Raw genomic sequence first — 25,320 nt, 5'->3', positions numbered from 1 at the left:
GTAAATTATGATTGCAGGACTTTTTCTACGCCACTACAGCATATATAAAAATATAAATTACATCCCCTTATCGGACGGTGAAAAATTTACTTCTTTGATAGGTGAAAATGGAGTAGGAAAAAGCTCAGTCCTAGACTCCCTAGACAAATTCTTTAATCAGCGAGATTCTCGCGACTGGGTTATAAACAAACAAGCCCGTCAAGAAGGCGGCATAAGCTCAAAAGACAAGGCACCATTTATATGCCCTGTATTCATAATCTCAAAAAATGAAGCAGATATCTTCCCAGAAAACCTGAAGATATTCATAGAGACAATCAGTGTCTTTTTATGGAACGCGCCCAAAAAAATCCTAACTGATGACTTCCATAAGCACTTAGAACATTTAAAATTTTTGGGTGTTGACAAAACCCACCACATAATAATGATTGGCAAGCGCCACGAAGAAAAAGATGCTTTCTTTTTCGGATTTGAAAACGAATTCAGAAAAGCAATAGACACCATCGCCGAAGTAGATTTCACCTCAACGGCTAACGAATTTCTACAGCATATAATAGACTCAACAACCTACCTATACATACCTGTCGAAACTAATGTCAGCACTTTTTCAAAACTAGAAGAAGCTGACATGCAAATCCTAATGGATAAAAATATCCAAACAGAGGTAGGAAAAGCAATCAACGACTCGATAGTCCGAGGAATAAACTCAGACCTAGACGCATTCGTCAAACAAATCGAAAAAACACTTCCTCAGTACACCTACAAAGCAACCGGAAACAAGAAAAAGCTCACAAAACTAGATATCGTACAAAAAACCATCGAGGCATATTTCTCCATTCAGGTGTTGCACAAAACTATTGGAGCATCCGATATCGCAATACAGCACCTCAGCTCAGGAGAAAAACGGAGAGCATTAGTTGATCTTGCCTACTCATTTCTGGTTAACAGCGAAGAAGAACGAAAGGACGTAATCCTCGCAATTGACGAGCCAGAGACATCACTGCACATCGAAGCATGCTTCGAGCAATTCGAAAAATTACGCGAAGTCACAAAAAAGCACACACAACTGATAATAACAACACATTGGTATGGACACCTGCCGATTTCCTCCAGCGGCAAATCCATACTTATAACAAAGAACGATGAGGAAATAGCAAAACACGCATTTAACCTAGCCAATTATCGTGAACAAATCAATGCAGAGAAAGACCTCATCAAAGGCCCGCTACCTTATTCTATACAAATGAAGAGCTATAATGACCTTACTCAATCCATGGTTGCATCCATGCAAAATGGATACAATTGGATTGTATGCGAGGGCAGCTCCGAAAAAATATATCTAGAACACTATCTAAAGAAAGAAATAAGCCTCCATAAACTGAGAATACTTCCAGCAGGTGGGGCTCCAGAGGTGCTACGTATTGCAAAATACTTACAGGCCCCTCTCCAAGACAAAAGCATGCCAGTTAATGGCATGGCTCTATGCCTAATTGACACTGACAAAGACTCAAAAGACTTTAACAAGGATCAGGCTGTAAAAAGCCTTCACGTAAAAAGACTAATACTTAAAGACGACGACGTAGTACTAGTTGAAATAGAAGATCCCCTATCCTCCCCATGCACTGAAATTGAAGACAGCCTAAATCCAAACATCTATATTGAGTCCCTGAAAGCGCTTAAGCATGATGATATTTCTAAAATCAATTTTTCAGACGCAATACTTCCCAATGCCAAAATCTCTGCTAAAGCGCTAGATCTAAAAGCATCACAACAAGAGATGCTTAAAAATGCATTAAAAACTACCGGATTAAAGTATCAGCTAGCAGAGATGTATGTGAGTAATTGCAAGCACAACCCTGACACTGATATTGAACCACAATGGATTAATGAACTTCGAGCCATACTTAACATAGAGGCAAAATCTTCTAAAACCTCTACAGAGCAAGTCTTACCAGCCAAAAGTGCCTCAAGAACTAGGCCTAAAGGCAAGAGCACGGCACCTAAGGATGCTCTGAAGTAGCCCGCACACAGGAAAAGGGAACAGGTTTGGCTGCATTCCCACGCGGAGCGAAAACAATCGGGGACAGACAACGATTTACCGACGCCACCCATGCCCCTTTTCGCCCTTACGGCGAGTCACTTGACTCGCTGCGCTCGCCCTTCGGGCCAGCCTGCGGCTGTTACTCCGCTGCGCTCCGTTTCTCTTTGCTCGCGCGAAAGAGAAAGTAACCAAAGAGAAAGCGCGCCCGGCATCCGGGTTTCGCTGCGCGAAACTCCCCTCGCTCCGGCGCTGTTCCGAGGGTCGTCGCGAAGGGCCATCCCTGGCCCATCACTCCTCGTTTGGCATCCATGCCAAACGCCCCTCTCCACAGCACCTCCACTCGGCCTCCTGACGGGATTCGGGGACCGCGGTGTTTGAACGTGTTGTGGAAGGCAGAGCAAAAAAGCAAAAGCAGAGCTTAAAGCGAGAGCATTGCGGCCAAGCCGCAATGCTCTCGCTATGTTTGGTGCTGGATCGCCGATCTCACAGACGACGCCAAACGCCCCGTCAGGAGGCCGAGTGGAATCGTTGTGAAAAGAAGCGCAGCGAAGTAACAGCCGCAGGCTGGCCCGAAGGGCGAGCGAAGCGAGTCAAGGGGTTGAGCGGCATGGATGCCGCGAGAGCCGCGATGGGCCAGGGATGGCCCTTCGCGGCGGGCCCCTGGAGCAACGATGGAGCGAGGAAACGTAGCGAAGCGGAGTAACAGCCGAAGGCTGGCCCGCAGGGTGAGCGAAGCGAATCAACCCGACGAAGTCGGGCCGGATGCCAGGGGCAAGCCCTCTTGGTTACTTCTGGGGCGTTTGCCAGAAGTGACCCGCCGTAAGGGCGGAACCGGTATTCAAGTCACCACATCAGCGGCGGGATCACTCCGTAGCGAGTAGCCCGCACAACCGCTGATGGTGGATGAAAAGAGCGTTGATCGTTCCCACGCTCCGCGTGGGAATGTAGCCCTCGACGCTCTGCGTCGATCAATGCCAGATCCAGCACGTCAACAAATCTCTGCCACAGATCAAGAACAGGACGCGGAGCGTCCTCGGATGACGTGCCCACGCAGAGCGTGGGTACGATCATGGAACCGGTATCCAAATCACCACATCAGCGGCGGGTTAACTCCGTAGGCCAGACGCTAAAAACGAGAAGCCCGGAGTACCTCTGATGGTGGATGAAAAGAGCGTCATCCACCCTACAAGACCCGCCGTCCTTGACCGCCTCGGCTCGCATCCCTACCCTAGCCGTCGGCGCCTAAGAAACGCTTCACGCAGCGGCAATACTGCTCCCGAAAGCAGCGGTGTATTCCATTGAGGTAATGGATATGCCTACCCAATCCGCATCCCCCGCAATCCCCGCCCTTGCCGGCGAAATCCTGATCCCCCACACCTTCACCCGCCACCGCCGCCAACTGCGCGCGCTGCTGATCGAACGGCAATGCTGGTTCTGCGCCACGGATCTTGGTCGGCTGATCGGCCAGCCCCATCTGGACGAACGCGCTGCACGCACGCTCGATGCCGACCAGCTAATCGATGCCGTGGTGCTCAACACCCACGGCCAACCGGAGACGACACGGCTGATCAGCGAATCCGGCGTCTATGCCGCACTGATCCACTACTACCACCCGGAGAACCGCTGCATCCGCCGCTGGATCACCGCCGACGTGGTGCCGATGCTGCGCGAAGCCGAACAACCCGCCGGGCACCGCCCAAGGCGCGAGAACCGCCAGGGGCTGTCGTTGCTGCATTGGCAAGGCGATACCTGGATGCCTTACCGACCGACATAGCGAGCAACCCGGACAACCGCTGATGGTGGATGAATAAAGCGTCATCCCCCTACGCAGACCTGCTCACGTAGGGTGGACAACGCGAAGCTTGTCCACCGTCGCTCACGGCACGGCAAATGGCCTGGTTACCCACGCTGCCCAGTGGTGGATGAAAAGAGCGTCATCCACCCTACGAGTGAAATCGAACGTAGGGTGGACAACGCGAAGCTTGTCCACCATGGTTCACGGCATAGCGAGCAACCTGGACAACCGCTGACGGTGGATGAATAAAGCGTCATCCACCCTACGCAGACCTGCTCGCGTAGGGTGGACAACGCGAAGCTTGTCCACCATGGTTCAGATACAACCATCGCTCAAGGACGAGCCGCCATGTCCAATTACCGACGCGCCCGCGTGCCTGGCGCCACCTACTTCTTCACCGTCAACCTGCGCGATCGCACAAGCGATCTGCTGATCCGCGAAATCGACTTGCTGCGCGAGACGGTGCGTGCAACCAAAGCCCGTCATCCCTTCCATATCGATGCCTGGGTGGTGCTACCCGAGCACATGCATTGTCTATGGACCCTTCCACCTGGCAACGCCGATTTCGCCCTGCGCTGGAAGGTCATCAAGTTCGCCTTCAGCAAACGTCTGCCCGCCACCGAAGTGCTAAGCGCCAACCAGCAGAACAGGCGCGAGCGCGGTATCTGGCAAAGGCGCTACTGGGAGCATCTGATTCGGGACGAGCGTGATTACCAGCGCCACTTCGATTACATCCACTACAACCCGCTCAAACATGGCCACGTCGAGCGGTTGGTGGATTGGCCCTATTCGAGCTTCCATCGGGCGGTGGCGACAGGCATCTATGCAGCAGATTGGTGTGGGATGCCGGAAAAGGACGAGGGTGGTTATGGTGAGTGAGCTATCCGGCAAAAACACCCGCTGGTGGATGAAAAGAGCGTCATCCACCCTACGAGTGAAATCGGGCATAGGGTGGACAACGCGAAGCTTGTCTACCGTCGCTCACGGCACAGCAAGTGGCCCGATTAGCCACGTCACCCAACGGTGGATGAAAAGAGCGTCATCCACCCTACGAGTGAAATCGAACCGTAGGGTGGACAACGCGAAGCTTGTCCACCATCGTTCACGGCACTACAAGTGGCCCGATTACCCACGCAGCCCAAATGGTGGATGAAAAGAGCGTCATCCACCCTACTGACTTTTGCCCTTCTTCTTGGCGATCGCCTTCATCCGCGCCGCGGCCTTCTGCACGCAGGCCATTTTCTCGGGGCGCTTCATGCCGCGCCATTTGCGGATTTCCTCGCGCGTGCGTCCGCAACTGACGCACAGCTCGCTGTTGAGCTGGCACAGCGACACGCAGGGGTTTTCAATGTCCTTGGCCACGCGTGCCCCTCGCCGGCTGCTCGACCGAAAACGCCACGTGTTCAACGATGCCGGAAACGCTGATGCCCACGTCATCGAAAGCGGCCTGGGTCAGTTCCACCATTCGCGCCTTGTCCGGGCTGGCGAGTGCCCGCGCCTTGCTCGCTTCGCTGTCGAACATCCAGATCACGCGCAGGCTCTGCGGAAACCGCGCGTAGTCCACTTCGTGGGTGAGCCACTGGAAGCCGACGATTTCGCTTTTTGCCGTTTCGCAGGCAAGGGTCAGGGTGCGGATCAGTTCGCGCTCAACAGCTGAGTATTTTCGTTTCGGCGATGGCATAAGGTTCTTCTGGGGCTGAGTTCACTGCGCCGCCATCTTAACCGAGGCATTCAACGGCCAGAGGGAACAGATGGATGGAGGTCGAACACGGCATCCGCGACGCAGGGCAACGCCGGGCGCGGGAGCGATCATGGCGCCCGAGCAGGTTACAATCCATGGCCCACGTATTCTCCAGCGGACCGCACATACCGATGTTCACCCTTTCCCACCTCAGCAGCCCGCCGCCCGAGTCCCTGAAAAGCCAGGTGCAGCAGATGGTGGTGGACTACTTCGCCGATGTCAGCGCGGTACCGTTGCTGCCGAGCAATCCGCTGTATCAGCTGTACCAGTACGTGATCGGCTATGAGCTGCATCTGCACCTGCAAACCATGAACGGCGAGACCGAAGGTCCCGTGCAGTTGCTACTGGCGCTGGACGACGAAGACCCGGCCCATGTGCTGGGGTTTGCCCTGTATCTGCCGAGCCCGGACGATGCTGCCGCCTGCACCCTCGCCTATCTGGCGGTGCACAGCGAGCAGCGCGCCCAAGGCATCGGCCGGGCGCTGCTGCAACGCGTGCTGGAGCACCGTCCGCACCTGGAGCTGGCCTGCGTGGCAGACAAGGTGCCGCTGTTCGAGGCTCTGGGCTTGCAGGTGCTGGCCGCTCAAGGTGCGTTGGTGGTGATGAGCAGCCGCGACTACCGCTCCAGCGGCATGGTGGCCGTCGCCGACCTGGCGCCGGTGTTTGCCTCCACGGAGGTCAGGCAGATTCACGCTTACCTGCTCAAGCAGCACGGCCAGCGCGCCATGCAACAGGCGGAAAAACAGCGTGACGCGCACCTCGACGCGCTCGCCCTGCAGGCTCAGCAGTTGGTCGACGAGCGCCTGCCTTCACGCGCGCTGCATTGAGGTGATGCCCCACGCCAGGCGTGAGGGTTTCACGAAACACCGAGCGCCATCACCTGTGGCGGGCAGCCAACATCGCGCATGCACACGCGCAGTTGGCGGACGTTCAACGCCCGCCAACGCGGATAAAGCATTACGACAGGGGCTCTGGCCCGGTCAGAACGAGTAGCTGGCGCTGACCACCAGGTTACGCGGCTCGCCCAGCTGGATCTGCCCGGCGCTGGTGGCGGAGCTGTAGTAGGTGCGGTCGGTGATGTTGTTCAGCGCCGCGCGGATGTCCCAGTCCTTGTGGCGGTAGCCGGCCAGGGCATCCCAGGCGCCATAGCCAGGCAGTACGGTGGTGTTCTGGTTGTCGGCAAAGCGCTCACCCACCAGGGTCACGCCGGTTTCGGCGTACCAGCCCAGCTCGGGCTTCCAGGTGATGAACAGGCTGCCGTTGCGCTTGGCGACGTTGCTGACGCGGTTGCCTTCCAGGCCGTTGTTGTCCTTGACGATGCTGGCGTCCTGCAGCCCGATGCCGCCGCGCACATACCAGTTGCCAACCAGTTGACCGGTTACGGTCAGTTCGATGCCGCGCGAGCGCTGCAGCCCGGTGAGGAGGGTCAGGGTCGGATCGTTCGGGTCGCGGGTACGGCGGTTGTAAAGTTCCAGCTCGTAGACTGCCAGGGTGGTACTCAGGCGCTCGTCCAGCCAGTCGCTCTTGATGCCGACTTCTTTCTGCCGGGTCTGTTCGGGCTCGAGTTCGTTGCCATTGCCCGAGGCGCCCGGGGTGATGCCGATCAGGCCACCGCCGACCGGGGAGAACGTCTTGCTCCAGGAGGCGTAGAAAGAGTGATGCTGCAGCGGCGTCCAGACGATACCGGCGCGGGGGCTGAGGCCGTAGCTGTTGCGATCTTCCTTAAGGTTGCGCAGCTTGTTGGTGGTGGCCACCTCGAACTCGTCGTAACGCAGGCCGGCCAGCAGTTGCCATTGATCATTCAGGCGCAGTTGATCCTGCACGTAGAGGCCACGGCTTTCGACTTCGGTGTGGTTGTTGCTGGAAAGGGCCATGGCGCCCCGGTGGCTCTGGCTGCGATCCGGGTTGTACAGGTCGAGCGCGGGTACGGCCTGACCTGCGCTGTAAAGTTTAGGGTCACGGCGCTGGCTGCCGATTTCCACACCGGTCAGCAAGCGATGCTCGAAACCGAACGTATCGACCGTGCCTTCGGCCTCCAGGTTGTTGAACAGGTTGCGCGTGCGCAGATCCTGCTGCCAGCGTTGCCGGGTCACGCGCTGAGTGGCGGCGTTGAAGCCGGTCAGGTAGGTGTTATCGAAATCGCTGTCGAGTTTGAACAGGCTGGCGGTATGACGCAGCTGCCAGTTGTCATTCAATTCGTAGGTGAGCCTGGAGCGCAGTGATTGCGTCTTGTCGTCGATGAAATCGCGGTCATCGCCATAGGTGGTGCCGCGCTTGACGTCCGCCGGGCGCCCGCCAACGCCGGGAATACCGCGATCCGGGGTGCGGTCGAAACGGCTGTATTCGTATTGCACCAGCCAGTTCAGCTCAGGCGTCAGTTGCCAGCTCATGGACGGCGCGAACAGTTGGCGATGGCTGGAGACGCCATCACGGAAGCTGTTGCTGTCCTCATTGCCCATGTTCAGGCGCAGGCTGATGGTGTCCGTAGGGTCGGCACTGAGGTCGGCGTACAGGCTGCGCAGGTCTTCGCTGCCGCCTTGTGCCTCGAGCGTGGAGCGACGCCCGGCCTCGGGCGCCTTGCTGATGCGGTTGACGATACCGCCCTGGCTGCCACGCCCATAGAGCACGGCTGCCGGTCCCTTGAGCACTTCGATGCGCTCGATGTTGTGCAGGTCGCGCACGTACTGGCTGTCGTCACGCACGCCGTCCAGGTAGAAGTCGTTGCTGGCATCGAAGCCGCGAATGCGCAGGCTGTCGAAGCGCGTATCCGCCCCACTGCTGACGTTGGGCAGGCCGCTGAGCGCCTTGCCCAGATCATTGGTGCCATAGTTCAGCACGTTGCTCGTCTTCAGTGCGTCGATGGCCTGAGGCACGTAACGCACCGGCGTGGCCGTGCGGGTGGCGGTACTGACCTCCTTGACGCGCGGGTTATCGGCGTCTTCGTCGACATCGCCATAGACCACGGTCTCAGGCAGGTTAGCCGGGTCGGCACAGGCGAAGCCGGCTGTCAGTAGAACGGAAAAGCCCAGCGAAACGGGGGTGAGTCGCGAAAGGAAGAACATCTCAGCACGCATCCAGACAATAGCGATTGATTAACGGGCGCGCATGATAATTCTTTTCATTTGAAATCTAGAAGTATTTCTTTGCCATCTTCATATCCGCTCACGTCATGAATGGAGATCGAGCGCTGCTACACGCGACGCAGAGCGCGGGAACGACCATCAGCGAGCCAACGGGCATTCCCATGCACTAAACAACGAGCACAGGTCCCACTCAGTCCGACACCTGCTCCAGGAAAATCAGCTGCAACGGCTCGCTGAGCAGTTCATCAGCTGTGGCTGCAAATGCCTGAAAATAGGGCGTCGCAAAATGCGCATCCAGGGCAGCCTGGTCCTTGAAGGCTTCACGCATGTAGAACGTACCGGGCTCATCCCGCATTTCGAACAGCACGTAATCGAGATTGCCCGGCTCGGCTCGCGTGGGTTCTATCAGGCTCAGCAAGCCTTCTTTCAGCGCCTGTTGTTTACCGGGTTTGGCCTTGAGTACGGCAAGGGATACCAATGGTTGGGTCATGGGGTTAACTCGTTCGATGGGTTGGCTTGCGCACCCGGCGATGGCAGTGAACAGCAGCACGCACAGCCAAGGACTCGGGTGTTTGATCATGGGTTTCATCGTCATCACTCTCTGTGGAGTGGGGTCATCCTTGTCCATTCAATCGAAAAGAAACATCGACAGAACGCGCTAATACTTTCTTCGACCCATTGAAAATGAAGCACCTTGAATAGCCATTGGCGATTGCCACCTGAACATGCCACGACGCACTATCGCCCAAGCAATTCGTTCTCCGCTGCGAACAAGGAAGCTCCATGCGCCTCGCCTTCGTCCTACTGCTGTTTCTGTGCCATTGCGCGCACGCCACCGAGACCGTCAACGACATCACCGGCATGAATCCCATCGAGGTAGCCCAGGTGCTGGCGCCTACCGAACTGGAACAGATCGTCGAGGCAGTGCGCGAGCATTCCGGCCCCATCGCCATTGGTGGCGGGCGCTACAGCATGGGCGGGCAGACCGCCACCGAGCAGGCTCTGCAACTGGACATGCGCCAGTTCAACAAGGTGCTGGAGTTTTCCGCGCAGCACCGGGAAATCCGCGTGCAGGCCGGCATCACCTGGCGCGAAATACTCGAATACATCGACCCGCACGGCCTGTCGCCGCAGATCATGCAGTCCTACGCCAATTTCACCGTCGGCGGCGCACTGAGCGTCAACGCCCATGGCCGCTACGTCGGCCAGGGGCCGTTGGTGCTCGGCGTTCGCTCGCTACGCCTGGTGCTGGCCGACGGTCAGGTGGTGGAGGCAAGCCCGACGCACAACAGCGAGTTGTTCCATGGCGCCATAGGCGGTTACGGCGGGCTGGGCGTCATCGTCGAGGCCACCCTGCCCTTGGTGGAGAACAGCAAGCTGGTGCGTCAGACGCAGCTCATGCCGCTCGGCGACTATGCGCGTTTCTTCGCCAGCCAGGTCGCCGATAACCCGGATATGGTGATGCATAACGGCATTCTCTATACGGACGACTACGACAGCGTGCGCGCCGTGTCCTACCTGCGTACGGCCGCGCCGCTGACCGTCACGCAGCGCCTGGTACCGCTGGACCGCGACTACAAGGCCATGCGCGCCGCGCTGGCGGTTGCCAGCAGCAGTGGCGGCGCGAAGGTGCGCGAGAACGTCGTCGACCCGCTGCTACTCAAGCGACCGCAGGTGCAGTGGCGCAACCATGAGGCCAGCCTGGATGTGCGCGAGTTGCAGCCCATTTCCGGCCCCGACTACAGCTATGTGCTGCAGGAGTATTTCGTGCCCGAGGCCCAGTTGGAGCACTTCGTCGCGGGCATGAGAGACGTGCTCAAAGCGCACAAGGTCAAGGTCGCCAATATCTCCATCCGCCATGCCAAGGCCGACCCGGGTACGCTGCTGGCCTGGGCCCGCGAAGACACCTTCGCACTGGTGATCTACTACCGACAGGGCGTCTCGCCCAGCGAGCGCGCCGCCGTAGGCGACTGGACACGACAGCTGATCGACCTCGCCATCGCCCACCAGGGCAGCTACTACCTGCCCTATCAGATCCACGCCAGCCGTGAGCAATTTCTCGCTGCCTACCCTCGCGCCGAGGAATTCTTCGCGCTGAAAAGGCGCTTCGATCCCACCAACAAATTCCGCAACACGCTATGGGATACCTATTACCTTCAGCCCACTGAACACTGATTGAAACTGGCGGTTCAACGCTCGCTGGACCTCACGTCGACACAACGGATGCCATCGCATGTATTACCCACGGGAAGAAAAAAGAGACTTCCTCACCACGCTCGCCACCCTGTCATTGATCGCGATCGTGCCCCTAGCCATTCTCGCGCTCATGAGCAATCACGGCGCGACCGCGCTGTTCATGCTGCTCGGCAATCAGCAGGCGCAAGCCCGCATCACCGAGATACACAACACGCCCAACCCCGACCTGAACATAATCACCTACCGCTATGACGCCGACGGCACAGCGTTCACGGCTACCTATACGCAGAACAGACAACACGACCCTGCTGCATATGCCATGGGCGACACGATCCCCTTGATCCACTCCACGTGGGTATCGTCGCTCAAGATGACGCAAGCCGCTTACGACACCAGCGATGCAGACGCCAAGGTCTTCATGGGCTGTTCGACGGCGATCCTCCTGCTACTGGGCCTGTCGTTCTTTGCCCTGATGCGGCAGAGAAAGCATGCCGCAGAAGATGTTTATTATTGAGCGTTCAGGAGTTCAGATGCCCGGCATTATCCATGTCGCCGATACCTTCCAGGCGTTTCTGAACGACCTGCAAGCGCATCGCGCACCCGCCCTACCCCAGCTATCCAGACTGCGCAATGGATTCGAGGGCTGGCTCAAGATCGAGCTATACCTCTGGTTGACCGAACGCTTCGGGCTGCAGCCTCAGACGGATGTGGGCGTCGAGTACAAGGTCTGGCTGGATCAGCGACGCGGGCAGATGGATCGCGCAACCAAGCAATGCGACTTGTGGGTGCGCGATGCCGCAGGCAATGGCTACCACTACATCGAGCTGAAAGTACCGTTCGCCAACAACAACCGCGGCAAGCTGCTTCTCAGCGCGTCCGATGATTTCTGGTACATGTCACGCCTTCTCGCGGCCGACCAGCGCGCAGCAAGCGGAAGCGCCATCCTGGTCGGCGCGGGTTTCACAGAGGATGACTGGAAGCTCGCCATCGACGAGGCAGTCGCTTACGCCGGCAACGACCCGACACAGGTTCAACTCAACGTTGGGGCGTTGACACTGGAGGAGGCGCCAGCTCTGCGATGGGCGGTAATGACAAAACTATATGAGTCCCGACCTGGCACCTAGCGGGTTCGGTATTTGCCAGGCAAAAGCCGGCCGCTACCTCTAGATCGAGCACAACCCACCCGGCACCGCCATGATCCACTCCCGCACCGCGCGGATGGTCGGATCGTTTCGGCGGTTCTCCGGGTACACCAGAAAGAACGGCTTGCCTTCCAGTTCCGGGCCGAAGGGCTGCACCAGTCGTCCCTCTTTCAGCTCATCCTCGATCAGTTGCCGGCTCATCAGCGCCACGCCCTGGGCGCCGACGGCCGCCGAGACGGCGTGGGTTTCGTCGGAGAATACCAACCCGGCACTGACATCCAGCCCCGGCACCTGAGCCTGTTTCTGCCAGACGGCCCAGTCCATCGGCGAGGAGATCGCGGCCTGGTTACGAAAGTGAATCAGCGTATGCCTGGGCAGCTCAGCAGCATCGTGCAGCCCCAGCAAAGGGCTGCAGGCCGGGACAAAGGTGTTGTCGAACAGTTTCTCGGCGACCAGGCCGGGCCAGCGGCCGTCGCCGTAGCGAATGGCGATATCGGCGGTGACGCCATCGAGCGCCACCGGCTCGTGCGAGGCGTGGATACGCAGGTCGATAGTGGGATGGGAGTCGCGCAGCATGCATACCCAGGACAGCAGCCAGCGCACGGCCACGGCCGGCGTGGTGCTGAGGGTGATGGCCTGTCGGCTGGGCGTCGCGCTGAGGCGTTCGACCGCGGCGCCGATGCTGTCGAAGGCGCTTTCCAGCACCTGCTGCAGCTCGCGCCCGGCCATGGTCAGTTCCAGCTGACGCGGCTTGCGCACGAACAGCGCGACACCAAGGGATTCTTCCAGTGCGCGAATCTGGTGACTGATCGCCGTGGCGGTAACGGAAAGCTCTTGCGCGGCCTGTTTGGCGCTTGCGTGGCGGGCAGCCGCCTCGAAGGCGCGCAAGGCGGAAAGCGGAGGGAGTCGGCGCCGGCTCATACCTGAGTTTTCCTCATCCATTGCGAAAAATATTGATCGTTTGTCGCCCGAACAGGGCGACCTTAGCCTGAGTGTGCTGCCAAACACAGATGAATTCAAATTCAAGCAGGAGACTCATCATGACCCATATTCTGCATCTCGACGCCAGCGCCCGCCCCGGCCTCGCCGGCAAGGATCAGCACGGCTCGCACAGCCGCAACCTCAGCCATCGTTTCATCAGCCAGTGGCAGGCGCGCCGCCCGCAGGACGTCGTCGCCTACCGCGACATCGGCCAGAATCCGCCCTCGATCATCAGCCATGACTGGATCGCCTCATCCTTCACGCCGGAGCCGAAACGCGAGGCCTGGATGCACGACACGCTGGCCGAGAGTGATCGCCTGGTGGATGAACTGATCGCCGCCGACGTGCTGGTGATCGGCACGCCGCTGTACAACTTCGGCATGCCCGCCGCGCTCAAGGCGTGGATCGACCAGGTGGTACGTCCCGGACGCACCGTGGACGTGGATGAGAGCAACCCGCTCGATCCCTATGTACCCAGGCTGGCCGACCGGCCGCGCCATGCGGTAATCCTCACGGCGCGCGGTGGTGTCGGTTTCGATGTGGGTGGCGAAATGGCGCACATGAACCATCTGGAGCCGAACCTGATCACGGCGCTCGGTTTCATCGGCATCACCCGCGTGCACCAGATCGCCATCGAAGGCCAGGAAGTTGGCGGTGAACTGCTCGCCGAATCCGTCAAACAGGCCTTGGGCAAGGTCGATGCGCTGGTGGCCGAGCTGCAGCGTTCATTGCAAACCGAGCGCGTCGCAGAGCCGGCGTGAGGCAATGGCCAGGCTGAGGCTGACGCTGCCTCGCCTCAGCGCCTGGTGCAGGCAAACAGCGCGTTGCCGGAGCTGCCATCCCACGGCGCCAGGCGCTGATAGTCGTGCTCCAGCACCTGCACCTCGAAGTGCGGCGCCAGCAGGCTCTGCAGCTCGGCAAAGTTCACCGCCACCATCGGGTGTTCGTCGTGCCAGACCTCGGTCTGCTCGGCGACGCTGCGTTCGATACGCAGGCGCAGCGCCTGCGCATCGCCCTCCCCGCGGTAGTACCAGGCGGAGCTGAAGCGGAACTGCCCTTCGGCATGCCGCGTGCTGTGGGAAACGAACGAAGCGTTGTCGATGCACTGCTTGTCCACGGCGTTGAAGCAGAACACGCCGCCAGGCGCCAGGGCGCCGTGCGCGCTGGCGATACAGGCCTTGAGCCGATCAATGCTGGCGCTGTAGTGGATGGAGTAGAGAAAGCAGGTGATCAGGTCCAGCGGCTCGTCGACCTGAAAACCACACATGTCCTGCCGGGCAAAGCGTGCCTCGGGGCAGCGCTGGGCGGCGCGGTCGAGCATCGGCTGGTTGATGTCCAGGCCGCTGCTGACATAACCAGCATCGAGAAAGTGACGCACATGCGGGCCGGTGCCACAGGCCAGATCGAGGTGACGCTTGCCGCCGTTGCCGAACAGCTGGTGCAGGCGGTGCACACAGTGGCTCTGGGCGGCGTAGTCGATGTCCGCGCACATCAGATCGTAGTAACCCGACAGGTCGGTATAGAGGGCATTGCCGGACATGATGGCAGGGACGCGAGGACGAAGGGCGCGCATCATAGCTCAGGCCGCGAATGGGCAGAATCACTATCGCTGCCGTCGCAATGCCGGCCGTCTGGTCGAGCTCAACGCTCACCATGAACGGGCCCCAGCGACGCTCACGAAACAGCTGAAAGCCTTCTATCACGGGGCTTTCGCCAGCTATCAGCCGCATCGATGTTCACCATCATGCCAATGAAGTTCTCTGAAAAAATCCAGTGCGTAACATCTGCTCCATACCCAACCACAACACCGCTGGAGCACAACACCATGAAACGCCAACTGATCCTCGGCTTCGCCCTCTCCGTACTGGCAGCCAACGTATTCGCCGCTTCTTCCGCCCAACCTGTAGTCGCCGAAGGTGGCTCCGATCGCCTGATCGAGAACCGCGTTGCCGAAGGTGGCTCGGATCGCCTGATCGAGAACCGCGTTGCCGAAGGCGGCTCCGATCGCCTGATCGAGAACCGCGTTGCCGAAGGCGGCTCGGATCGTCTGATCGAGAACCGCGTTGCCGAAGGTGGCTCGGATCGTCTGATCGAAAACCGCGTTGCCGAAGGTGGCTCGGATCGTCTGATCGAAAACCGCGTTGCCGAAGGTGGCTCCGATCGTCTGATCGAGAACCGCGTTGCCGAAGGTGGCTCGGATCGTCTGATCGAGAACCGCGTTGCCGAAGGCGGCTCGGATCGTCTGATCGAGAACCGCGTTGCCGAAGGTGGCTCCGATCGTCTGATCGAGAACCGCGTTGCCTGATACCTTCCTGATGACCTGATCGAGAACGTCTTATGACTCGATGGCAAGCGCAGCCCCACAAGGCCGGCCTGATAAGCCGGCCTTGGTTTTTTCAGGAATAGAAAGCCCCGCGCACTGCGCGAATGAGCAGCCCCGTGTCGACCCCAGGCAATCGACCGCCCCGCCCCCGCTTTATGGTGAACGCCCCTTTGATCACTCACCGGAGCGCCCCATGGCCAACCAACCGATCACCGTTCTGCGCGACACCCGGCCGATGCCCGTCGTCGATGCCTGCCAGTGGGAGCGCATCGAAGGTGACCCGCACACCGTCAACCTCAATGCCTACGCCAGCGAAGACGGCAGCAAGATCATGGGCACCTGGATCTGCACGCCCGGCAAATGGCGCGTGGAGTACGTGAAGTGGGAGTACTGCCACTTCCAGGAAGGCTACTGCATCATCACCCCGGACGGCATGGACCCGATTCACCTCAAGGCTGGCGACATCTTCGTCGTGGAGCCGGGCATGAAAGGCACCTGGGAAGTGGTGGAAACGGTGCGCAAGTACTTCGTATTCGCCTGACGCTGAGCTGACAGCGGCACAGGGGCTTGAAAAGCGCAGGAACTTGACCTATTCACAACGGTCAGTGCTGCGCCGCCGATCAGGCGGTTCCCTCATCACGGACGGCCCAAAAGGCCTTTCAGCAAGGAATCATCATGAACCGACTCAAACTGCCGCTGCTCTCCCTCGCCTGCGCCCTGCCGCTGGTCGCCTGTGCCGCCACCCCGGAAGCGCTCAAGCCCTACCCCGCCGCTGCCGACGGCTACGCCCGCCATGTGATCGAGTTGCCCGCACGAACCAACGAAGCCGAGCACAAGGTAGAGATCATCGCCGGCAAAACCCTGGAAGTGGATTGCAACCCGCAACGCCTGGGCGGCCAGTGGCAGGAAAAGACCGTGGAAGGCTGGGGCTACAGCTACTACGAACTGGGCCAGGTCGGCCCGGCCATGAGCACGCTGATGGCCTGCCCGGACGGCAGCCGCAAGCAGGCCTTCGTACGCGTTGGCGGTGAGCCGCAACTGGTGCGCTACAACAGCAAGCTGCCACTGGTGATCTACGCGCCGAAGGATGTCGAAGTGCGCTATCGCGTGTGGTCTGCAGCCGCCGAAACCAGCACCGCACCGCGTCAGTAAGCGCTCCCCCGACACACCAGCCCGTCGGGGCGGGTGTTTCCTGTGAATGTGAAAAAGGCTCTGAACGGCGGGGATGAGACTGGCTGAGGTGAAAGGCGCGACTATGCTCAAAAGGCTATTTTTTCATCCAGCGCCAGCAGGCGTTCGCACCTGACGGAGTCACCATGGATATAGAAAGCCTGTTCGCCCAACTGCACACCCTGCCCAGTATTCCCAAGGTTGCGCAGGATCTGATCCAACAGTTCGACAACCCTGCCTCCAGCCTGGAAAGCGTGGCACGCAACATCGAGCGCGACCCGGTCATCGCTGCCAAGGTCCTGCGCCTGGCCAACTCGCCGCGTTTTCGCGGGGCTCGTGAAGCGGTGAGCGTGGAGGACGCCGCCATGCGCCTGGGCTTCAATACCCTGCGCACACTGGTGCTGGCCTCAGCGATGACGGGTGCGTTTCAGGTCGATACCGGCTTCGACCTCAAGGGTTTCTGGATTCGCAGCTTTCGCGTCGCCAGTATCGCCCGCAGCCTGGCCAAGCAGCTGAAGCTGGACACCGACGCGGCCTTCACCTGCGGCATGATGCACAACATTGGCGAACTGCTGATCCAGACCGGCGCACCGGATTTCGCCAGGCGCATGAACCGTCATCCGAAGCGTGAAGCCGCCGCCCATGCCGCCGAGGAAACCCTGCAACTGGGCTTCGGCTACCCGGAAGTGGGCGCTGAACTGACGCGCCGCTGGCAGCTGCCAGCGCTTATCCAGCACGCCATTGCCTATCAGGCACGGCCGACTCAGGCACCCGGTGACAGCCGCTACGCGCGCCTGGTCGCACAGTCGGTGATCGTTGCGCAAACCATCGAGCTGGACGGCGTCAGCGAACACGCGAAGCAGAACCTGGAAGGCCCGTTATTCGAGGAAGTCGACCTGGGCAAGCTGTTCGAAGCCTTGCCGGCGGTGCTGGAGGCAGACAAGGCGTTTGCCGAGCTGCTGGGGTAAGCACCAGGCCTGTTCGAGACCTCACCAGCCGGCGTCCGCCAGGGCCCGCGTCTCGGGAAAGCACTTGATAACCACCACGACTGACTTCAGGCAGGGCCTCAGCCAGGCTTCTTGCCGGAGTCAGCCTTGGCCGCAACTGCCAGGGCCATCACCACTTCGCGGGCCACCTTGCGTTGTGCTGCCGGCAGCGCCAGAAAAGCCTCGATGACCTCACGTTCCTGATAGTACTTGGGGTCTTCCCAGCGGCCACGCTGCCCGCGCACGGCAGCGCCGGCCTGTTCGCCGAAGCGCAGTACCTGTGGTTCGATGCGCAGCCACTCGGCAAGGACCTGCAATTTGTCCTGCGACGGTATTGCCTCGCCACGCAACCAGCGGGAAACCGCCTGGAAGGTCACGGAACGGCCCCAGTAACGCGAATTGAACTCGCGCTCGAGCACAGCAGGGCGATCTGGATATCCAGCCGCAATCATGGCGCCACGCAGGCGCTGGGCGAATTCGGTTTTCTCGGTCATGGACGCGGACGTTAAGTTCCGCTTCCATGCTTGATTGAACAGTCAGTTGCATATTAAATGAAATTGATGGTTTCATTGCATTCGACAAGCCATTGTTTCATGCACCAGGGAGGGCGCCATGACCAGTCCGATCAATCCCATCTTCGAAGGTATCCGTCTCACCGTGCGGCGCGCCGCCGACGGCCGCTTCTGGTTCACCGCGCAGGCCGTTTGCCAGGCCCTGGAACTGGCGGATGAACAAGCCGCCCTGCTGCTGCATTGCCGGCCGGAGGGGATTCTCTTCGGCAACGAGCAAGCGCCTCAAGCCATGATCGACCTGGAAAACCTGCTACGCCTGAGCCTGAGCTGCACCAGCTCACGCGCCGAGCGTCTGCGCAGCTGGTTCTGCCACGTCTTGCTGCCGAACCTGTTAAGAAGCGCCAGCCCGCCCAGCTATCGCCAGCTGAATACCGCAGACAAGCGCCTGCGCGTACTCAAGTGGCACGACGACTGGTGGATGTCGGTCAATGACGTGATGCAGATTTTCGGCGCACGGTCCGAACTGCTGCCCATGACCGAGGACCCGCACTGCGGTTGAGCGCACCATCGGGGCTCGCTCGCCGGCAGGGTGACGGCAACCGCTCAGCGCATGCAGCACTGCTTGTACTTCTTGCCGCTGCCGCAGGTGCACGGGTCGTTGCGCCCGACCTTGGCGTCATCACGGCGCACCGGCAACACGGGTTGCAGATTCTCCTGCCAGTACTCGTAAAGCTCGACAGCAGCCGGTTCGAGCATCGCCGTGCTGGCCTCGTATTCGGCGTCGGACATGGCCTTGAGCGTCTCGCTGCCACTTTCATCGCCATGCAGGGTGATCAGCGCCAGGGCGGCCTGCACCGACTCGGGCAGCGCCTCCTCCAGCCAACCGGCAACCGCGGCGCCGCGCAGGTAGCCTGCGCACCACTCGGAAACGATCAGCTTCTCGCCCTTTCCGTTGTTGTCAGCGAGGAAGATGGCCTCGTAATCATCCGGCTCCTCGCTGAGCATGTAGGCCGCCTCGCTCATCAGCTCGACGGCCAGCTTCATGAAGCGTTCGCCGTCCTTGTCACTCGGCCATTGCGGCGGCTGGTCGGCCCAGATCGCCGAATACCAGACGGCAGGCGCGACCTGGCGCGGCCCGGAGACGATGGCGGCGAAATAACCGTCCAGCTCGCTGGCGGACAGGATCGAGTCATCGTTGCCGTACTTGAGCAGCCACTGATCGAGCTTCTCCAACCCTCTGTTGTCCATCGCCACGCCTCCGCCTGAAAAAGGCCGCTACTGTAACGCCATCGGTGCGTATTACCAGCCGTCCGGCATCTGGCCAGTGCCCACAGGCCGTCAGCCCGGTACAATGCGCGCCTTGCCCGTGTGCCAGCCTGATAAAAGAAAACACCATGTCCTTGCCCAAGAACCACCTGGAACTGCTCAGCCCTGCGCGTGACGTCGAGATCGCCCGCGAAGCCATTCTGCATGGCGCCGACGCCATCTATATCGGCGGCCCGAGCTTCGGCGCGCGGCACAACGCCTGCAACGACGTGAGCGATATCGCCAGGCTGGTGGAGTTCGCCCGCCACTATCACGCGCGGGTGTTCACCACGATCAACACCATTCTGCATGACGATGAGCTGGAGCCGGCGCGCGCGCTGATCCACCAGCTCTACGACGCGGGCGTGGATGCGTTGATCGTGCAGGACATGGGCGTGATGGAGCTGGATATTCCGCCCATTGAGCTGCATGCCAGCACCCAGACCGACATCCGCACGCTGGAACGGGCCAAATTCCTCGACCAGGCCGGCTTCTCCCAGCTGGTGCTGGCGCGCGAGCTGAACCTGCAGGAAATCCGCCAGATTGCCGATGCCACCGACGCGGCCATCGAGTTCTTCATTCACGGCGCGCTGTGCGTGGCCTTTTCCGGCCAGTGCAACATCTCCCACGCGCAGACCGGGCGCAGCGCCAACCGTGGCGACTGCTCGCAGGCCTGCCGCCTGCCCTACACCCTCAAGGATGAAAAAGGCGGCGTGATCGCCTACGAAAAACACCTGCTGTCGATGAAGGACAACAACCAGAGCGCCAACCTGCGCGCCCTGGTCGAGGCCGGCGTGCGCTCGTTCAAGATCGAGGGCCGCTACAAGGACGTGGCCTACGTGAAGAACATCACCGCCCACTACCGCCGCGAGCTCGACGCCATCCTCGAAGACCGCCCGGACCTGGCCCGCGCTTCCAGCGGCCGTACCGCGCACTTCTTCGTGCCCGATCCGGACAAGACCTTCCATCGCGGCAGCACCGATTACTTCGTCACCGAGCGCAAGGTGGACATCGGCGCCTTCGATTCGCCCACCTTCACCGGGCTGTCTGTGGGCTGTGTCGAGAAAGTGGGCAAGCGCGACCTGATCGCCGTGACTCACGCGCCGCTGTCCAACGGCGACGGCCTCAACGTGCTGGTCAAGCGCGAGGTGGTGGGGTTCCGCGCCAATATCGCCGAACTGAAGGCGGAGTTCGAGGAAGACGGCGAGAAGCGCTACCGCTACCGCGTCGAGCCCAACGAAATGCCCGAAGGGCTGTTCCGCTTGCGTCCGAATCATCCACTGAGCCGCAACCTCGACCACAACTGGCAGCAGGCGCTGCAGCGCACCAGCGCCGAACGCCGTATCGGCGTCAGCTGGAAGGCCGAGCTGCGTGAGGACGCGCTGAAACTCGTCGCCACCAGCGAAGAAGGCATCAGCGTCGAGGTCGCCCTGCCCGGCCCGTTCGGCGTCGCCAACAAGCCGGAGCAGGCGCTCGATGGCCTGCGCGACCTGCTCACCCAGCTCGGCACCACCATCTACCACGCCCAGAGCGTGGCGCTGGATGCACCGCAGGCGTTCTTCGTGCCCAACTCGCAGCTCAAGGCACTGCGCCGTGACGCCATCGAGGCGCTGACCGAAGCGCGCGTCGCCGCTCACCCGCGCGGTAGCCGCAAGGCCGAGACCGAGCCGGCGCCGGTGTACCCGGAGTCGCACCTGTCGTTCCTCTACAACGTCTACAACCAGAAGGCGCGCGACTTCTACCATCGCCATGGCGTGCAGCTGATCGACGCGGCCTACGAGGCCCACGAGGAAACCGGCGAAGTGCCGGTGATGATCACCAAGCACTGCCTGCGTTTTTCCTTCAACCTGTGCCCGAAGCAGGCCAAGGGCGTGACCGGCGTGCGCACCAAGGTGGCGCCGATGCAGCTCGTACATGGCGATGAGGTACTGACCCTGAAGTTCGACTGCAAGCCGTGCGAGATGCACGTGATCGGCAAGATGAAGGGCCACATCCTCGACCTGCCGCAACCGGGCAGCGCCGCCACCCAGGTGGTCGGCCACATCAGCCCGGACGACCTGCTCAAGACCATTCGCCAGAAGCCGGGTTACAGCCATTGAGCCAACAGGCCCATCAGGTACAGGCCCAGGCCGAATACCAGATGGGTCAGTAACGCACGCACACGCACCCGCCAGGGCTGCGGCGTGCGTGAAGCGGCCATGCCCATGCCGAACGCCGGCTGCATCAGCAGCAGGGGCGCGGCCACGCTGAGCGCACCAAAGGCCAGCGCCGGTGCGGGCGTTGGACGCTGCAGCCAGGCCTCGCCAACCCAGGCCAGGAACAACGCGGCGAATAGCAATCCGGTCAGGTAATGAACGCCCCAGCCCAGCGCACGCTCACCGCGCAGGGTGGGCGCCTTGCCAATCGCCGCATGGCGAAACTGCCCATGCCCCATGTGCCCCAGCCAACGCCCGACCCAGGCGTAATCCAGCGCCGCCACACCGAACCAGCGCTTGCGCGCCAGCGCCCACAGGTCCATCAACAGCGTTGCGCCAATACCCAGCATGATGATCTCGACTGCCATACACACCTCCATCTAATCTATCTGGAAAGCCTTCAAAACAAGGCTGCCAGTTAAAGTCGACTTGAGGTCAAGCATGAAAGAGCTGGATATCGGCAAGGTCGCGCGCTGGTCAGGTCTGCCGGCCTCGACCTTGCGTTACTACGAAGAAAAAGGGCTGATCCACTCCATCGGGCGCAATGGCCTGAAGCGGGTCTTCGCCGAGTCGGTGCTGCAGCGCCTGTCGCTGATCGCACTCGGGCGCACGGCTGGTTTCTCGCTGGACGCTATTGCCGAGATGCTGGCGGCCGAGGGCGGTCCTGCCATCGACCGTGAGCAACTGGAACGCAAGGCAGAGCAGTTGGATCACACCATTCGCCGCCTGTCCGCCATTCGCGACGGGCTGCGCCATACGGCGCTTTGCCCAGCCGACAACCACCTGAGCTGCCCCACCTTTCAGCGCCTGATGAGCATGGCCAGCAAGCAGATGGGCCGAAAGCGCCCTGCCGCTGCCGAGCGGGCTTGAGCGGCCGCAACGCTTGTGTTGTCGGCTTGTACTCGGGCCTGCGGCTGCATCGTCCTGGCCTCGGTGCGCACGGCGCACCCTACAACGGCGACGCACACCGTAGCGTGTCGCGGGGCCGCCCAGGTCGTGCGCAGCGGGTTCTAAGCGACTCACTCAACGGGCCGGGCTGAGCATCTCGATTTCACGAATCTCGAAATCACGACGCAGGTAGTCCATACGCTGATCATGGAACTCGCGCATGTGCGGCAGGGCTGTGTGCTCGGCCAGCGCCTCCCGTGACGCCCACACTTCAAAGAAGATGAACAGCGTCGGGTCCTGCGCGTCGCGCAGCATGTGATATTCGATGCAGCCGGGCTCGGCGCGACTGGGTTCGACGTAAGCACGGAACAGTTGCTCGAAGGCCTCGGCCTGTTCGGGTCTGGTGTGGGCGTGAAGGATGAAGCCGTACATGGAGCAGGTTCCTCGATGTGGGAAGATGCCCCACCATAACGCGGTATTCGACAAGCCTTTCATGACTTTCAGTCAACAATCATTTGACCGTTCCGGGGTGTTTCGCCTGCGCGAGGCCGGATAACCTGCCGCCACATTTTTGGAGACCCCCATGAAAAAGATCCTCCTGCTCAACGGCGGCAAAGCCTTTGCCCACTCCCAGGGCCAGTACAACAACACCCTGCATGATGCGGCGCTGGCCTTCCTCGACCGCGCCGGCTTCGACGTCAGGACCACCTTCATCGACGGCGGCTACGACGCTGAGGAAGAAGTGCAGAAATTCCTCTGGGCCGACGTGGTGATTTACCAGATGCCTGGCTGGTGGATGGGCGCGCCCTGGACGGTGAAGAAGTATCTCGACGAGGTGTTCACCGCCGGTCACGGCAGCCTCTATGCCAACGACGGCCGTACCCGTTCCGACGCCTCGCAGAAGTACGGCAGCGGCGGCCTGATCCAGGGCAAGCAGTACATGCTGTCGCTGACCTGGAACGCCCCGGTACAGGCCTTCGAAGACCCGACCGATTTCTTCGAAGGCAAAGGCGTGGACGCGGTGTACTTCCCCTTCCACAAGGCCAACGAATTCCTCGGCATGAGCGGCCTGCCCACCTTCATCTGCAACGACGTGATGAAGGTGCCGAACATCGAGCGCGACGTGGTGCGCTACGAGCAGCACCTGGCCCAGGTATTCGGCGTCAACTGATACGCCGTGCTATCAGCGCTGCTTGGGAATCGTCTGCTCGCGCTCGATGTCACCAAGCAGTTCGTCGAGCATGTCGCGCTTGTTGCGGTCAAAGGGCATGGGCACGTACCAGGCCAATACCCCCCAACCATCGCGGCGATAGTCGTAGGACTTGATCGGCACGCCATCCTTGAACACGGTACCGCGCAGGTGCTGTTCGTAGCTGACCGGCAACGGCAGCGTGAGCAAGGTCAGCGCCCCCAACAGGACGACACCCGTGTTGGCACGTTTGCCTGCCGGCTCGACGATCAGCAGGCTGTAGCCGTTACGGCTGATGCCTTCATCGAGCCAGGAAAAACTGCCGGACTGCTGCAGACGCTGCACCACCTGGCGGTTGCTGGTGTCGCCCTTGCGCCCCGTGGTGAGCATGGACACTCGCAGCCCGACCGGCACGAACGGTTCGACCTGCCGATGCTCAAGCGGCGGTAGCGTGGTGGAGCAGCCGCTCAGCAGCGACAACACTACCAGCAGCGGTAAAACAACCTTGTCGGACATTCTCATTGCGCCACCCCAGCCTGCATCAGATCGTCCTGCTGGACGTCGCGGGCAAAGGAGCGGGTGATGCGGCGCAGGTGCTCCGCGTTCGCCTCGTCGCCTCGGTCGAGCAGCCAGAAATAGGCGCGCGTGCGATTCTCGTAGCTGTAGCGTTTGAGCGTGCGTTCACCCTTGAGCAGGGTGAAGTCCATGCGCGTATCCGCGTCGCTGGGCAGCGGCAGCAGGAACAGGGTCGCAGCACTGAGCAGTACCAGCGGGAAAGCGGCATGGTCACGCTCCTGCGCGACCTGGACGCGCACCGCGTAGGCATCGCCCGGCGCCTGGCCGGCGAGCACGTCCTCGAACATCCCCGTGGCGCGCAGGCTGTTGCGGATTTCCCCGCCCTTGAGAGGGTCGTTGCTCATCACATGAATGGGCGGCAGGTAGGACTCGCCGTAACGCAATTCGGTAGACGGCAAGGTATGAGTCGCGGCGCAACCCGACAGCAGTACGCTGGCGAGCAGCAGGTAACGAGACGGTTTCATGGTGTGGGGCGGTCCTTCGTCCGGGATGAAGAATTGGCTGCTTCGGGCAGGATGAACGGTTTCGCCCGCTCCAGCTGCAAAGGCAGCAGCTGCAGCTCGGGCAATGCGGGGAACTGCTGGCGCGCGATGGCTTCGTCACGCGCAAGACGCTCGCGCTGCACGAACAGGCACAGGCTGCCGCTGATGCAACGCGAGCGGTACTCGCCGATGTAATAGGCCTTGCCGGCCTCCAGGCGCATGGGCACGACGAACTTCTCCCGCGCCTGCATCGAGGAGTAGTAGGTGCCGTAACCGGTACTCGTGGAGGAGAAGAACTGGAAGTCGTACAGCTCGTAATCGCCGGGTTTCAGTGGCATCACGAATACGCTGGCGCTGGCCGAACCGTCCTGGATGTCCTTCGGCGTCTGGCGTATGCCATTGTCGATCCAGACTGCAGCGGCGCCCTCTTCCGAGCCGCGCAGACGAAACAGCAGGCGCTGGTTCTGCGCCGTGGCGGCCATCACCCCATCAGGGCCAACGGCGCCAACCAGATAGGCCGCCGGCTCCCCAGGCGCAGGACTCAGACGGTCGCTGACCAGCGCGGAGCGCTCGGTAATGCTGCAACCGCCCATGAACAACAACAGGCCAACCAGCTGGGCCTGGAAAAACATACGCACCATGCAACACCCTCAAACCACATGGATCACCTCGGCACGAGGCGCCAATCGAAGGGCGCGGATTATACGTAGCCTCCGTG

The 25,320-nt window shown here is 60.7% G+C and carries 29 protein-coding genes; 16 read left to right on the top strand and 13 right to left on the bottom strand.

All coding sequences use genetic code 11. The annotated features are described in order from the left end of the window. Positions 1-7: 7 nt before the first annotated feature. The 3 genes from H3221_RS24200 to H3221_RS24190 all read left to right on the top strand — a co-directional run bounded on the left by H3221_RS24200 (position 8) and on the right by H3221_RS24190 (position 4,712). Positions 8-2,017, top strand: a complete 2,010-nt coding sequence (locus H3221_RS24200; protein ID WP_196476905.1) for an ATP-dependent nuclease — start codon at positions 8-10, stop codon at positions 2,015-2,017. 1,333 nt (positions 2,018-3,350) lie between these two features. Next, the gene (locus tag H3221_RS24195) at positions 3,351-3,812 is read left to right on the top strand and encodes a BRO-N domain-containing protein (RefSeq protein WP_196477228.1); all 462 of its coding nucleotides are present in this window, start codon (positions 3,351-3,353) and stop codon (positions 3,810-3,812) included. Positions 3,813-4,181: 369 nt separating this feature from the next. Further along, on the top strand, positions 4,182-4,712 hold the full coding sequence (locus H3221_RS24190) for an REP-associated tyrosine transposase (RefSeq protein WP_196477094.1): 531 nt from the start codon (positions 4,182-4,184) through the stop codon (positions 4,710-4,712). Between the two features lie 291 nt (positions 4,713-5,003). Here H3221_RS24190 and H3221_RS24185 read toward each other — a convergent pair whose 3' ends face one another. Both H3221_RS24185 and H3221_RS24180 read right to left on the bottom strand, forming a co-directional pair. Next, entirely contained in the window at positions 5,004-5,195 is a 192-nt protein-coding gene (locus H3221_RS24185) for a DUF1289 domain-containing protein (protein ID WP_196477093.1), read from the bottom strand. Next, positions 5,179-5,514 (bottom strand): hypothetical protein, encoded by a 336-nt coding sequence (locus H3221_RS24180; protein ID WP_196477092.1) that lies wholly within the window; start codon positions 5,512-5,514, stop codon positions 5,179-5,181. The genes H3221_RS24185 and H3221_RS24180 overlap by 17 nt, the downstream gene beginning before the upstream one ends. 191 nt (positions 5,515-5,705) lie before the next feature. Between H3221_RS24180 and H3221_RS24175 the strand changes: the two genes are divergently transcribed. Continuing rightward, entirely contained in the window at positions 5,706-6,401 is a 696-nt protein-coding gene (locus tag H3221_RS24175; RefSeq protein ID WP_196477097.1) for a GNAT family N-acetyltransferase, read from the top strand. Positions 6,402-6,554: 153 nt separating this feature from the next. Here H3221_RS24175 and H3221_RS24170 read toward each other — a convergent pair whose 3' ends face one another. Both H3221_RS24170 and H3221_RS24165 read right to left on the bottom strand, forming a co-directional pair. Then, positions 6,555-8,636 carry a TonB-dependent receptor gene (locus tag H3221_RS24170; RefSeq protein ID WP_196477091.1) on the bottom strand — a complete coding sequence of 694 codons (2,082 nt, stop codon included), beginning with the start codon at positions 8,634-8,636 and terminating at the stop codon, positions 6,555-6,557. Between the two features lie 211 nt (positions 8,637-8,847). Next, entirely contained in the window at positions 8,848-9,147 is a 300-nt protein-coding gene (locus H3221_RS24165; protein ID WP_192985706.1) for a putative quinol monooxygenase, read from the bottom strand. Between the two features lie 293 nt (positions 9,148-9,440). On the opposite strand from H3221_RS24165, the gene H3221_RS24160 reads away from it, so the two are divergent. The 3 genes from H3221_RS24160 to H3221_RS24150 are packed head-to-tail and all read left to right on the top strand — an operon-like array spanning position 9,441 to position 11,977. After that, positions 9,441-10,832, top strand: coding sequence for an FAD-binding oxidoreductase (locus H3221_RS24160; protein WP_196477090.1), 1,392 nt, complete (start codon positions 9,441-9,443; stop codon positions 10,830-10,832). 58 nt (positions 10,833-10,890) lie between these two features. Then, positions 10,891-11,367: a hypothetical protein gene (locus H3221_RS24155; protein ID WP_196477089.1), complete on the top strand. Its 477-nt coding sequence runs from the start codon at positions 10,891-10,893 to the stop codon at positions 11,365-11,367. After that, a complete protein-coding gene (locus tag H3221_RS24150) occupies positions 11,342-11,977 on the top strand; it encodes a hypothetical protein (protein ID WP_224490779.1) in 636 nt (211 codons plus the stop codon). Before H3221_RS24155 ends, H3221_RS24150 begins: the two co-directional genes overlap by 26 nt. A gap of 39 nt (positions 11,978-12,016) precedes the next feature. On the opposite strand, the gene H3221_RS24145 is transcribed toward H3221_RS24150, so the two are convergent. Beyond that, positions 12,017-12,916: a LysR substrate-binding domain-containing protein gene (locus H3221_RS24145; RefSeq protein ID WP_196477088.1), complete on the bottom strand. Its 900-nt coding sequence runs from the start codon at positions 12,914-12,916 to the stop codon at positions 12,017-12,019. A 119-nt stretch (positions 12,917-13,035) separates the two neighbouring features. On the opposite strand from H3221_RS24145, the gene H3221_RS24140 reads away from it, so the two are divergent. Continuing rightward, positions 13,036-13,737: an FMN-dependent NADH-azoreductase gene (locus tag H3221_RS24140; protein ID WP_196477087.1), complete on the top strand. Its 702-nt coding sequence runs from the start codon at positions 13,036-13,038 to the stop codon at positions 13,735-13,737. A gap of 35 nt (positions 13,738-13,772) precedes the next feature. On the opposite strand, the gene H3221_RS24135 is transcribed toward H3221_RS24140, so the two are convergent. Continuing rightward, positions 13,773-14,516, bottom strand: coding sequence for a class I SAM-dependent DNA methyltransferase (locus H3221_RS24135; protein ID WP_196477095.1), 744 nt, complete (start codon positions 14,514-14,516; stop codon positions 13,773-13,775). Positions 14,517-14,801: 285 nt separating this feature from the next. Here H3221_RS24135 and H3221_RS24130 point away from each other — a divergent pair, with 285 nt between their 5' ends. From H3221_RS24130 to H3221_RS24115, 4 genes are all read left to right on the top strand, one after another. Then, on the top strand, positions 14,802-15,281 hold the full coding sequence (locus H3221_RS24130; protein ID WP_196477086.1) for a phage infection protein: 480 nt from the start codon (positions 14,802-14,804) through the stop codon (positions 15,279-15,281). Positions 15,282-15,492: 211 nt separating this feature from the next. Further along, the gene (locus H3221_RS24125; protein ID WP_196477085.1) at positions 15,493-15,840 is read left to right on the top strand and encodes a cupin domain-containing protein; all 348 of its coding nucleotides are present in this window, start codon (positions 15,493-15,495) and stop codon (positions 15,838-15,840) included. A 134-nt stretch (positions 15,841-15,974) separates the two neighbouring features. Further along, the gene (eco, locus tag H3221_RS24120) at positions 15,975-16,451 is read left to right on the top strand and encodes a serine protease inhibitor ecotin (RefSeq protein ID WP_196477084.1); all 477 of its coding nucleotides are present in this window, start codon (positions 15,975-15,977) and stop codon (positions 16,449-16,451) included. Between the two features lie 164 nt (positions 16,452-16,615). Further along, entirely contained in the window at positions 16,616-17,437 is an 822-nt protein-coding gene (locus tag H3221_RS24115; protein ID WP_196477083.1) for an HDOD domain-containing protein, read from the top strand. Positions 17,438-17,535: 98 nt separating this feature from the next. Here H3221_RS24115 and H3221_RS24110 read toward each other — a convergent pair whose 3' ends face one another. Next, complete coding sequence (locus H3221_RS24110) at positions 17,536-17,949, bottom strand: transcriptional regulator (RefSeq protein WP_196477082.1); 414 nt, start codon at positions 17,947-17,949, stop codon at positions 17,536-17,538. A gap of 118 nt (positions 17,950-18,067) precedes the next feature. Between H3221_RS24110 and H3221_RS24105 the strand changes: the two genes are divergently transcribed. After that, positions 18,068-18,526, top strand: coding sequence for a BRO family protein (locus tag H3221_RS24105; protein ID WP_196477081.1), 459 nt, complete (start codon positions 18,068-18,070; stop codon positions 18,524-18,526). 44 nt (positions 18,527-18,570) lie between these two features. Here H3221_RS24105 and H3221_RS24100 read toward each other — a convergent pair whose 3' ends face one another. Further along, positions 18,571-19,215, bottom strand: a complete 645-nt coding sequence (locus tag H3221_RS24100) for a YecA/YgfB family protein (RefSeq protein WP_196477080.1) — start codon at positions 19,213-19,215, stop codon at positions 18,571-18,573. 146 nt (positions 19,216-19,361) lie between these two features. Here H3221_RS24100 and H3221_RS24095 point away from each other — a divergent pair, with 146 nt between their 5' ends. After that, positions 19,362-21,371, top strand: a complete 2,010-nt coding sequence (locus tag H3221_RS24095; RefSeq protein WP_196477079.1) for a peptidase U32 family protein — start codon at positions 19,362-19,364, stop codon at positions 21,369-21,371. On the opposite strand, the gene H3221_RS24090 is transcribed toward H3221_RS24095, so the two are convergent. Continuing rightward, positions 21,359-21,835, bottom strand: coding sequence for a DUF2938 domain-containing protein (locus H3221_RS24090; protein ID WP_224490777.1), 477 nt, complete (start codon positions 21,833-21,835; stop codon positions 21,359-21,361). The two genes, H3221_RS24095 and H3221_RS24090, sit on opposite strands and share 13 nt — an antisense overlap. Positions 21,836-21,908: 73 nt before the next feature. Between H3221_RS24090 and H3221_RS24085 the strand changes: the two genes are divergently transcribed. Continuing rightward, positions 21,909-22,337 carry a helix-turn-helix domain-containing protein gene (locus H3221_RS24085; RefSeq protein WP_196477077.1) on the top strand — a complete coding sequence of 143 codons (429 nt, stop codon included), beginning with the start codon at positions 21,909-21,911 and terminating at the stop codon, positions 22,335-22,337. A gap of 153 nt (positions 22,338-22,490) precedes the next feature. Here H3221_RS24085 and H3221_RS24080 read toward each other — a convergent pair whose 3' ends face one another. Beyond that, positions 22,491-22,787, bottom strand: a complete 297-nt coding sequence (locus H3221_RS24080) for a putative quinol monooxygenase (RefSeq protein WP_196477076.1) — start codon at positions 22,785-22,787, stop codon at positions 22,491-22,493. 151 nt (positions 22,788-22,938) lie between these two features. Between H3221_RS24080 and H3221_RS24075 the strand changes: the two genes are divergently transcribed. Further along, positions 22,939-23,526, top strand: coding sequence for an NAD(P)H-dependent oxidoreductase (locus tag H3221_RS24075; RefSeq protein WP_196477075.1), 588 nt, complete (start codon positions 22,939-22,941; stop codon positions 23,524-23,526). 12 nt (positions 23,527-23,538) lie between these two features. On the opposite strand, the gene H3221_RS24070 is transcribed toward H3221_RS24075, so the two are convergent. Genes H3221_RS24070 through H3221_RS24060 form a run of 3 tightly spaced genes read right to left on the bottom strand, consistent with a single transcriptional unit; the run spans position 23,539 to position 25,243 of the window. Continuing rightward, positions 23,539-24,060 carry a hypothetical protein gene (locus H3221_RS24070; protein WP_196477074.1) on the bottom strand — a complete coding sequence of 174 codons (522 nt, stop codon included), beginning with the start codon at positions 24,058-24,060 and terminating at the stop codon, positions 23,539-23,541. 2 nt (positions 24,061-24,062) lie between these two features. Beyond that, positions 24,063-24,584: a hypothetical protein gene (locus H3221_RS24065; protein WP_196477073.1), complete on the bottom strand. Its 522-nt coding sequence runs from the start codon at positions 24,582-24,584 to the stop codon at positions 24,063-24,065. Next, a complete protein-coding gene (locus H3221_RS24060) occupies positions 24,581-25,243 on the bottom strand; it encodes a hypothetical protein (RefSeq protein WP_196477072.1) in 663 nt (220 codons plus the stop codon). Before H3221_RS24060 ends, H3221_RS24065 begins: the two co-directional genes overlap by 4 nt. Positions 25,244-25,320: the final 77 nt, after the last annotated feature.

Source organism: Pseudomonas chaetocerotis (assembly GCF_015712105.2).
GTDB lineage: Bacteria > Pseudomonadota > Gammaproteobacteria > Pseudomonadales > Pseudomonadaceae > Aquipseudomonas > Aquipseudomonas chaetocerotis.
The sequence above is the reverse complement of the archived record's forward strand: the minus strand, read 5'-3'. Positions and strand labels throughout refer to the sequence as shown.